Source organism: Caulobacter sp., assembly GCF_035254145.1.
Taxonomy (GTDB): domain Bacteria; phylum Pseudomonadota; class Alphaproteobacteria; order Caulobacterales; family Caulobacteraceae; genus Caulobacter.
The window spans coordinates 1-2,318 of the sequence record NZ_DATFAV010000214.1 but is presented as its reverse complement, the minus strand read 5'-3'; the positions used below and the strand labels follow the sequence as shown (position 1 = coordinate 2,318).

Genomic DNA, 2,318 nt, shown 5'->3' with positions numbered 1-2,318 from the left:
GTCGACGTCGAGATCGCCCCGAGCGCGCACTTCGATCACGGCCTGGCCAGGAAGGCCGGCCAGGTGGTGCTCAAGAGCCAGGTCCGCCCCGAGGTCGGCGCGAAGATCCGCTGGAAGCTGACGCGCGCGGAGGGGTGAGGGGCTAGTCGACCAAGACCATCCTCCTCTCCTTGCGGGAGAAGGCGTGCTGGGTCTGACTCCTCAGAACGCCGCGCTGACGATGGTTCCGTCGGGCAGGAGGGCGGCGCGCTTGAGGCCACTGGAGACGAAGGGCATGGCGACGTCGCCGTCCCGGTCAATCGCGATCAGCCCGCCGTGGCCGCCGAGGTCGGCGACTTCCTGGATGGCGGCGCGGGCGGCGGTCTCCAGGTCCTGGCCGCCGAAGCGGACGCGGCAGGCGATCTGGGCGGCGACGGCGGCGCGGATGAAGTACTCGCCCTGGCCGGTGCAGGAGACCGCGGCGTGACCGTCGGCGTAGGTCCCCGCCCCGATCACCGGCGAGTCGCCCACCCGGCCCGGACGCTTGCCGAACACCCCCGCCGTCGAGGTGGCGGCCGCCAGACGTCCCTCGGCGTCGCGGACCACGCAGCCGACGGTGCCGGTGGGCAGGGCGCTTTGGGAAAGCGAATCTGGCGGGTGGTTGTCCTCGAACGCCCCCGCCCGGGTGAACCAGGCGTCGGGATCCGCGACCGGCGCCAGGCCTCGCTCGCGGGCGAAGTCGATAGCGCCCTGGCCGGCCAGCATCACATGCGGCGTGGCCTCCATCACCGCGCGGGCCGCCAGGATCGGGCTTTCGAAGCCCTGCAGGGCGGCGACGGCGCCGGCCCGGCGCGTGGCGCCGTCCATCAGGCTGGCGTCCAGCTCGTACTCGCCGTCGGCGTTGGGCGAGGCGCCCCGGCCGGCGATGTAGAGTCCGCTGGCTTCCAGGGCGACCACGGTCTCGACGGCGACGTCCAGGGCGCCGGCGCCGGCGGCCAGGCGGTCGCGGGCGGCCTCGACCAAGCCCCGCATGTGGGCGATCTCGACGGCGTAGTCGTGACCAGGCTTGGCGCCGGCTCCGCCATGCAGAGCCAGACTAAAACGCTTGTTTGACATTCTGCTTCCTCGGCGGCCCGTCCCGCGCTAGCGTCCCGCCCTCTTAATGGACCCCGTAAGACAAAAACACTGGGAGAGACGAGATGAAGGCGGTGCTCAGCAAGGCGGTCGGCGGACCCGAGACCCTGGTGCTGGAGGAGCTGCCCGATCCCGTCGCCGGGCCGGGCCAGGTGCTGATCGACGTCAAGGCCTGCGGCGTCAACTATCCCGACGTGCTGATCATCGAGGACAAGTACCAGTTCAAGCCGACCCGGCCCTTCTCGCCCGGCGGCGAGGTCTCGGGCGTGATCGCCGCGGTCGGCGAGGGCGTGAACCGCTTCAAGGTCGGCGACCGGGTGCTGGCCTCGACCGGCTGGGGCGGCTACGCCGAGAAGCTGGCGCTCGAAGAAGGGCGCTGCACTCCCATCCCCGACAACATGCCCTTCGACGAGGCCGCCGCCTTCGTCCTGACCTACGGCACCTCGTACTACGCCCTGAAGGATCGCGGCCATCTGAAGCCCGGCGAGACCCTGCTGGTGCTGGGCGCGGCCGGCGGTGTTGGCCTGGCGGCGGTGGAGCTGGCCAAGGCGATGGGGGCCAAGGTGGTCGCCGCCGCCTCCAGCCAGGAAAAGATCGACCTGGCCATCAAGCACGGCGCCGACAGCGGCGTCGTCTATCCCCGGGGTCCGTTCGACAAGGACGGCCAGAAAGCCCTGGCCGAGCTCTTCAAGGGCGCCTGCGGCTCGGCCGGTTGGGACGTGGCCTACGACGCGGTCGGCGGCGACTATTCGGAAGCGGCGATCCGCGCCGCGGGCTGGGAGGGCCGCTTCCTGGTCATCGGCTTCCCGTCGGGCATCCCCAAGGTGCCGCTGAACCTGACCCTCTTGAAGTCCTGCGACATCGTCGGGGTCTTCTGGGGCGCGGCGGTGGCCCGCGATCCCAAGGGCCACGCCGACAACCTCAAGGCGCTGATGGATCTCTACGCGGCGGGCAAGATCAAGCCCTACGTGTCCGAGCGCTTCCCCCTGGCCCGGGCCGGCGAGGCGATCGCCCACCTGGCCAGCCGCAAGGCCATGGGCAAGGTGGTGATCACCATCGATTAACCCTGTTTCGTCGCCCTTGGTTAAGGTTCGCTAATCGTCCTTCTTAGCGAAGAAGACAGGATGGTCGGCGAAAGTGCCCCCGGTCCCGGGAGCCGCCGCCGACGTTCGCCCCACCGAGCGGAAGCGGCGGCGCCCCGGGCC

At 70.8% G+C, this 2,318-nt stretch carries 3 protein-coding genes; 2 read left to right on the top strand and 1 reads right to left on the bottom strand.

The annotated features are described in order from the left end of the window. Window positions 1-138 (top strand): hypothetical protein (locus tag VJ655_RS13090; RefSeq protein ID WP_324111734.1); only part of this gene is annotated, 138 nt, incomplete at its 5' end. Between the two features lie 63 nt (window positions 139-201). Here the strand turns inward: VJ655_RS13090 and VJ655_RS13085 are convergent. Beyond that, complete coding sequence (locus VJ655_RS13085) at window positions 202-1,095, bottom strand: isoaspartyl peptidase/L-asparaginase (protein WP_324111732.1); 894 nt, start codon at window positions 1,093-1,095, stop codon at window positions 202-204. Between the two features lie 83 nt (window positions 1,096-1,178). On the opposite strand from VJ655_RS13085, the gene VJ655_RS13080 reads away from it, so the two are divergent. Then, window positions 1,179-2,177 (top strand): NADPH:quinone oxidoreductase family protein, encoded by a 999-nt coding sequence (locus tag VJ655_RS13080; protein ID WP_324111730.1) that lies wholly within the window; start codon window positions 1,179-1,181, stop codon window positions 2,175-2,177. Window positions 2,178-2,318: the final 141 nt, after the last annotated feature.